This window comes from Aeromonas sp. HMWF014, assembly GCF_963878295.1.
Taxonomy (GTDB): domain Bacteria; phylum Pseudomonadota; class Gammaproteobacteria; order Enterobacterales; family Aeromonadaceae; genus Aeromonas; species Aeromonas popoffii.
Map to the genome: position 1 here is coordinate 1 of NZ_CAWNYS010000069.1, position 5,752 is coordinate 5,752.

6 protein-coding genes are annotated in these 5,752 nt (G+C 58.2%); 2 read left to right on the forward strand and 4 right to left on the reverse strand.

All coding sequences use genetic code 11. The annotated features are described in order from the left end of the window. The first annotated feature begins 222 nt into the window (after positions 1 to 222). Positions 223 to 1,119, forward strand: coding sequence for a methylenetetrahydrofolate reductase (gene metF / locus AAC083_RS02705; protein ID WP_042038481.1), 897 nt, complete (start codon positions 223 to 225; stop codon positions 1,117 to 1,119). Positions 1,120 to 1,187: 68 nt separating this feature from the next. On the opposite strand, the gene AAC083_RS02710 is transcribed toward metF, so the two are convergent. Next, positions 1,188 to 2,252: a DUF3103 family protein gene (locus AAC083_RS02710; protein WP_042038483.1), complete on the reverse strand. Its 1,065-nt coding sequence runs from the start codon at positions 2,250 to 2,252 to the stop codon at positions 1,188 to 1,190. 150 nt (positions 2,253 to 2,402) lie between these two features. After that, a complete protein-coding gene (locus AAC083_RS02715) occupies positions 2,403 to 3,554 on the reverse strand; it encodes a benzoate/H(+) symporter BenE family transporter (RefSeq protein WP_108535758.1) in 1,152 nt (383 codons plus the stop codon). A 120-nt stretch (positions 3,555 to 3,674) separates the two neighbouring features. Between AAC083_RS02715 and AAC083_RS02720 the strand changes: the two genes are divergently transcribed. Beyond that, complete coding sequence (locus tag AAC083_RS02720; RefSeq protein ID WP_108535759.1) at positions 3,675 to 4,244, forward strand: helix-turn-helix domain-containing protein; 570 nt, start codon at positions 3,675 to 3,677, stop codon at positions 4,242 to 4,244. A gap of 16 nt (positions 4,245 to 4,260) precedes the next feature. On the opposite strand, the gene AAC083_RS02725 is transcribed toward AAC083_RS02720, so the two are convergent. Then, positions 4,261 to 5,457, reverse strand: a complete 1,197-nt coding sequence (locus AAC083_RS02725) for an NnrS family protein (protein ID WP_108535760.1) — start codon at positions 5,455 to 5,457, stop codon at positions 4,261 to 4,263. Between the two features lie 61 nt (positions 5,458 to 5,518). Further along, a partial coding sequence (locus AAC083_RS02730; protein ID WP_219927858.1) for a hypothetical protein occupies positions 5,519 to 5,752 on the reverse strand: 234 nt, incomplete at its 5' end.

The window sequence follows — 5,752 nt, forward strand, 5'->3', positions numbered from 1 at the left end:
CGTCCAGGACGATCTGGGCCCATGATAACGCGACTCCGCTGATTTTGGGATGGGGTTCCAATCGTTACTTCAAGTTAATTGCGAAATAAACACCGGCTCTCGCCTCGATCCGTAAATCAGTGTTGACTTTGATCCATTTTCTCATAAAGATAGAAAGACGTTTAGACGTCCAAACATCCGTTTTGACGTAGAGGAATGGGTTGCGGGACAGGGAGAGAGCAGATGGGATTTCACAGTGCACGTCAGGTTGAGGCACTCAACCAGAGTTTGGCCGATTTAAGCGGTGACATCGGGGTTAGTTTTGAGTTTTTTCCACCCAACAGTGAAGGGATGGAAAACACCCTTTGGCAATCCATCGAACGGCTGAAAGTGCTGGAACCCAAGTTCGTCTCCGTGACCTATGGCGCCAACTCCGGTACCCGGGATCGCACCCACAAGGTGATCAAGGATATCAAGGAGCGTACCGGCTTGATCGCGGCTCCCCACCTGACCTGTATCGATGCCAGTCGTGATGAGCTGCGCACCATAGCCCGCGATTACTGGAACAGCGGCATTCGCCATATCGTGGCCCTGCGCGGCGACTTGCCGCAGGGGCTGGACAAGCCGGACATGTATGCCACCGATCTGGTTGCCCTGCTCAAGTCAGAAGCTGATTTCGATATTTCGGTGGCCGCCTATCCAGAGGGGCATCCCGAGGCCAGGAGTGCGCAGTCCGATCTGCTCAACCTCAAGCGCAAGATTGATGCCGGTGCCAACCGCGCCATCACCCAGTTTTTCTTTGATGTGGAGACCTACCTGCGCTTTCGGGATCGCTGTGCCGCCATCGGCATAGATGCTGAAATTGTGCCTGGGATACTGCCTGTCTCCAACTACCAGACCCTGGCCAAGTTCGCCGGTTTTACCAATGTGAAGATCCCGCGCTGGATGCATCAGCGTTTCGAGGGGCTGGACAACGATCAGATGACCCGCAACCTGGTGGGCGCCAGCATCGCCATCGATCAGGTGCGCGTGCTGAGCCAGGAGGGGGTGAAAGATTTCCACTTTTATACCCTGAACCGTTCCGAGCTGACCTACGCCATCTGCCATACCTTGGGAGTCAGACCGAAGGACCCGGCCTGATATCGGTTGCCACAGGCACAAAAAAAAGCCAATGAGTTGCTCATTGGCTTTTTTGTCATAGTGGCGTATTAAGGCTTGGTTGGGGCTATCTCTTTCGGTTCGAGATCGATGACCGCATTGCCGGCAGAACCCGGATACTGATGATAGCTCTGGTCCTGCTCCAGGGTGTAGAAGGTATCCAGATAGTCATCGTTGTTGGTCATCCAGGAGTCGGGCAGCGCCTTGACGATACGGCCGCCGAGATCCAGGAAGGGCAGGGCCTCCGGCACGCCGCCAGCGGTAAAGGCGAGCTTGAGGGCATCAATGAACAAGGCACTCAGTTCCTTGTAGTTGACGTTGTCGTCCTGCTCCATCATGACGATGTCGACGGCACCCCAGCGGTAGCGATCCCAGTACACCAGGATCTGGTTGGGGGTGTATTCGGTGTTGTCATAGTCGAGGTAGGGCATATCGACGATGTCGACTACGGGCTCAGCCCGGCTGGGATTGACCCCGGCGACCACCGCATAGACTTCGGCCGCGCCGAGCAGCCAGGGCTCTTTATCATCCTTCAGACTTATCTTCTTCAGGATGCTGGTCTTGAGCGGTGCCGTGCTGGCGGTGGTCGCCGGGGCAGCCTGCAGATCGGCTGCGGCCAGCGCTTTGCGCATCACCTTCAGGCCGGCATTCTTGGCCTTGATAGGGTCTGCTTCCACCACCAGGACAGGTCGTGCCGGTGCCTTGTCCACATCCAGATAGACGGGGTTGCCGGCGCTGTCGAAAGCCTCGATCGCGCTCCAGCTCTTCTCATCTCCGCTTGGCACATAGGCAACCAGAGGTTCGACCCCTTGTTGCAGTGCTGCGGCCTGCTCCGGGTTGGCCAGTCGCAGTTGCATCAATTGCTTGACCTCGCCATCCAGCCCTTGCCGGCTGATGGCGGCCTGGTTGGCATCGCTTGCCTGCCGCTGCAGCTGTGGACTAGCTTTTTGCAGCAGGTTGGGCAGTGGACTCTGGTACTCCTGATTGCTCAGCAGTGGCAGCAGATTTTTCTGCTGCAGCGCGAGCTGGCGTGCCAGCTCCCGATCCGAGTCGGCAGCATGGGCGGTGGTGACGCCCAGCAGTGCCAGTAACAAAATGACAGCCTGATTCCTCATTTTTTATTCTCCAGTTTATGAGTCTGACAGAGGCACACATCGGGGAAGAAGAAGTGCCTCGGCACTACTTAATGGCAATTTGTTTAAGCTGTGAACCAGTTTCTCTGAATTATGTGCTGTGTCTCACTGGAGGCTCCCCAGATGGTCAGGTCAGCTTCTTCGTTGATTGACTTGATGCAGGATGACACCGACGAGCACCCCCCAACAGGCTGCGCCGACACCCAGCAGGCTGATCCCGGAGGCCGTGATGATGAAGGTGAGCAGGGCGGCTTCTCGCGCTTCGTCTTGCTGCAATGCGGTGTGCAGGCTGCTGCCTATGGTGCCGAGCAGGGCCAACCCGGCCACGCAAGTGACCAGTGTCGCAGGGAAGGCGGTGAACAGAGCGGCCACGCTTGCCCCGAAGCAACCAGTCAATAGATAGAAGCTGCCAGCCCAGACGGCGGCCGGCCAGCGACGGCTGGCATCGGGATCCACGTCCTTGCCCATGCAGATGGCGGCCGTGATAGCGGCCAGGTTGAAGGCATAGCCACCGCAGGGGGCGAGCAACAGGCCGATCAGTCCGGTCCAGCCGATCAGGGAGGAGGTGGCCGGTTGATAACCGTGGGCTCGCAGTATGGTGATTCCCGGCATGTTCTGGGAGGTCATGGTGACGATGAACAGTGGCAGGGCTATGCCGAACAGGGCATCGAGGGAGAAGCTTGGCCAGGTCCAGACCGGACTGGTTAGCTGCCAATGCAGGGTTTCGAGTTGCAGGTCCCCCCTCAGGGCACAGATCACTATCCCCATCGTCAGCACCGGCACCATGGTGTAGCGGGGCCAGATATGACGGCCCAGCAGGAAGGCCAGCAGCAGTGTGCCAAGCAGCAAGGGATCTTGTGGCGCGACCTTGAACAGATCCAGCCCGAATCTGAGCAATACGCCGGCCAGCATGGCGGCGGCCAGCGGAGCCGGGATATGCCGCATCAGTCGATCGAACCAGCCGCTGATGCCGCACAAAGTGATCAGCAGGGAAGAGATAACGAAGGTGCCAATGGCCTCAGCCAGGGTGACGTTGCCCAGGCTGGTGATCAGCAGGGCGGCCCCCGGGGTCGACCAGGCGGTCAGCACGGGTATGCGGTAATAGAGGGAGAGGCCGATGGAGCTCACTCCCATGCCGATACCCAGTGTCCATAGCCAGGAGGCAAGCTGGGCGGCATCGGCACCCGCTGCCGTGGCAGCCTGAATAATCAGAATGACGGAGCTGGTGTAGCCGACCATCACGGCGATGAAACCTGCTACCAGGTGGGGAAGGGCGAAGGGCATAGTGACGTCCTTGTCGGATTGTGACGGCTGTGCGTTATTACGTACAATGTGTATCCTGACTATATCGACGTGCGCTATAGCGCACAATGCGGTTCATGCAAGCGCAATGAAGAGGCAGTCATGCAAGAGATGAATCAGCATCTGGCCCAACGTCTGAAGGGATTACGCAGCGAACTGGGCTGGAGCCTGGATGTGGCGGCGCGTGAGACGGGGGTGAGCAAGGCCATGCTGGGGCAGATTGAGCGGGGTGAGTCCAGTCCCACTGTGGCTACCTTGTGGAAGATCGCCACCGGCTTTCGGGTCTCCTTCTCCAGTTTCATCGAGCCCACCCCAGCTGCGCAGGGAGAGGTGCTCTATCGTACCGCCGATGCCATTCGTCAGCAGCCGGCGGGAGAGGGCATGCAGGTCGCCCCCTTATTTCCTTACGAGAAGCGGTTTGGCTTTGAATTGTTTGAGCTGACGCTGTTGCCCGGATATCAGCGCGAATCCGAGTCTCACGAACCCGGTGTGACCGAGCATGTCATCGTCATCAGTGGTCTGATGGAGGTGCTGGTGGAAGGGGCGTGGCGTTCACTGACGCAGGGGGAAGCGGTGCGCTTTGCTGCTGACCACCCCCATGGTTATCGCAATCTGGGGATTGCCCCTGCGATTTTTCACAACCTGATCCACTATCCGGCGGTCAGGCCCTGAGTATCAGATCGGATGATCAGCCCGGACGGCCATCCGCCCTGGGACTGCTCAGTATAGGGGCATAAATCCAGACAAACAGGCCATAGGCGCTGACCCAGGCCAGGCCACTTAGATTCCAGCCGTGCAGGGTATAGGCAGGCCAGAGTAGCGGGAGCACAACCCGGATAACGGCTGCCGCTATGACCAGCGCGAATGCGCAGCGCATCCAGCGCCCAACTTGCAAGGCCCGGCCGCTATGGCCGAGGGAGACGCGCGTCATCATCCCCAGGATCATGGTGCCCATGCAACCTGCGCTGAGCAGGTGGCTGGCCGTCGACAAGGTGATGGTCAGTCCTGCGGCCTGCGCCCCGAGAGCGAGCAGACCGAGTGGAATAAACAGATAGGCAAGATGGAGTGACCACAGCAGTGGATGCGAGAAGGTTGATGGCAGATGCCAACGCTGTTGTCGCCACAGATGCAGGCCCGCCGCCACTATATATAAGGGCACTATATAAGTGCTGGTGGCCCATTGGGTGGGGAGCAGCAGCCAGGCCAGCAAGATAAGCCACAGCGATGCGAGCGCTGTGCGCTCCAGCCATGGCAGGGGGGCCGCTTTCTCCTGGCCGGTGCCTCGGGCTGTGAAGAAGGGGATGACCCGTCCTCCCATCACGGCAATCAGGGTCGTGAACAGCAGCACTGTCGTGATCAGCAGACGCTCTATGGTGATCCACTCCTCATGCCACAACCAGCTGGCGCCATTGAGCAAAGTCAGCACCACAAGCAGGGGAACAAAGAATAGGTTGCGCCATTGGCGGGTCACTATGATGGGCTTGGCCAAGAACCAGGAGCAGAGCGGTAGCCACATCAGATCCATCATCATCAGAGCAGGGTTCCCTTCTCCCAGCCAGGGCAACAAGCACCTAGGTATGGCCCACAGGCCCACGACCAGTGCCAATGGCCAGCCCCGAACACCGGGATGTGCTGTCCAGTTTTGTACGGCGGTCAGCAGGAAGCCCGCCACTATGGCGGCGCCGAAACCAAACAGCATTTCGTGAGCATGCCACCAGATTGGGTTGCCGACCCCTGGCAACAGGATCCAGCCATTGAGTTGTGCCAGCCAGCCCAGCATGGCCACGGCAGAAAAGAGGGCCCCGAGTAGGAAGAAAGGTCGGAACCCCAAGCGCAACAGAGGGGCTATCTGTTCTTCTGTGCGGCTATCCAGAATCTGATGCATGGCGAGACCTTAATTAAACATTTCAAAAGCTAATTATAAAGGTGCTTTTAAAATGTTCAATTTAAATCCAGTCAAAGCCTGAGTTGATGGCGTAATGAGCAAAAAAACACGAGATTGCTGTATATCTGAGCGAACGAACAATTGTGATGAAAAAGCCCTTGTCATCCCGGCGTGGCTCCCTATAATGCGCCCCTACCAGCACGGCGGAACACGCCGGACTGATGAGCCAGCTTCCTTGTGAAGCAGGCGCCGAAAGAAAAGCGAAAACAACCGCTTGACTTTCGAAGTGAGGAGC